Genomic DNA, 1,154 nt, shown 5'->3' with positions numbered 1-1,154 from the left:
GATCAGGTGCTCGCGGCACTGCTCGGCGTCACCGACGACCTCGGACAGGTCTCCGGCATTCTCATCGCCGCAGACCTGACCCCGGCTCAGGCCGCCACCCTGGATCCCTTGCTGGTTCAGGGAGTCGTTCTCGCGCAAGGCAGTTCGACCTCTCACAGCATGATCCTGACGCGTTCGCAGGGCATTCCGGCCATCGTGGGCGCCGGTCCGGAAATCCTCGCGGTACCCGAGGGCACGGTGGTCGCGTTCAACGGCGCGACCGGGCGGCTGCTGGTGGACCCCGACCCCGACTCCCGGGCCGAATTCGATCGTGCCGCCCGCCAGCAGTCACGACAGCGGGCGGCCGCCGCGGCCGCCGCCGCACAACCGGCCCGCACCATTGACGGGAAGCTCATTCACATCGCCGCCAATATCGGTGAGGTGGCCGATGCCGGTGCGGCCGTGCGCGGCGGTGCGGACATGGCGGGACTGGTCCGCACCGAATTCCTTTTCATGGCACGCGATCACGCGCCCTCGATCGACGAACAGGAGCGCACCTACCGGGCGATCGCCGAAGCCTTCGACGGCCGCCGCATCGTATTGCGCACCCTCGACGTCGGTGGCGACAAGCCCCTCCCGTACATCGCGCAGCCGCCGGAAGCGAACCCGTTCCTGGGGGTGCGCGGCATCCGCCTCGCCCTCGCCCGCCCGCAGCTGCTGCGTGATCAGCTGACGGCCATCTGCCGGGTTGCCGCCGATCACACGGTGAGCGTGATGTTCCCGATGGTCACCCAGCTCAGCGAGCTGCTGGCGGCCCGGCAGATCCTGGACGAGGTCGCATTGCCAAGCGCCACACCGGAAGTCGGCATCATGGTGGAGGTTCCGGCCACCGCCGCCAAGACCGCCGCCTTCGCGCCGCACGTCGACTTCTTCAGCATCGGCACCAACGATCTCGTGCAATACGCGCTGGCGGCGGAGCGCGGGAACAATGCCGTCGCGGCCCTAGCCGATGCCCTGGACCCGGGCGTGCTGCGCCTCGTGGACATGGTGTGCCGCGATGCGGGCAGCGCGCGCGTCGCGGTCTGCGGCGAGGCCGCCGCCGACCCCACGGTGATCCCGCTGCTGCTCGGCCTCGGCGTCGACGAGCTCAGCGTGGCACCGCCGGTGATCCCGCT

Annotated in this window: 1 protein-coding gene; it reads left to right on the top strand. The window is 70.2% G+C overall.

Annotated elements, in window-relative coordinates:
* Positions 1–6: 6 nt before the first annotated feature.
* On the top strand, positions 7–1,154 hold a 1,148-nt coding region (gene ptsP / locus ACWELQ_RS46085), incomplete at its 3' end, for a phosphoenolpyruvate--protein phosphotransferase (protein WP_452403257.1).

The sequence above is a fragment of the Nocardia sp. NPDC004722 genome, from assembly GCF_053601505.1.
This window is presented reverse-complemented; position numbering and strand designations above follow the sequence as displayed.